The sequence below is a fragment of the Shigella sp. FC1967 genome (assembly GCF_001743005.1).
Classification (GTDB): domain Bacteria; phylum Pseudomonadota; class Gammaproteobacteria; order Enterobacterales; family Enterobacteriaceae; genus Proteus.
Window position 1 is genome coordinate 1 of sequence record NZ_MIIZ01000530.1, and the last position, 204, is coordinate 204.

Genomic DNA, 204 nt, shown 5'->3' on the forward strand with positions numbered 1-204 from the left:
AAATAATACGTAATGAATCAGACACGTTCTCTTCCTGTTTCAATTTAACTGTTACTGTCCTGCTTTAGCTCTTTTTTTTATCTAGCTTATCGAGTTTTTTCAACTTTTTTGGCGGATGCGTTGGCGTTTTAATGGAGATAAATAATCTACAAATAATTTACCAACTAAATGATCCATTTCATGTTGAATACAGATAGCTAATAA

1 pseudogene is annotated in these 204 nt (G+C 30.9%); it reads right to left on the minus strand.

Going from position 1 to position 204, the window contains the following annotated elements:
• Positions 1–64 precede the first annotated feature (64 nt).
• Positions 65–204 (minus strand): annotated as a pseudogene (locus BHE89_RS04475) (peptide deformylase); the annotation flags it as partial.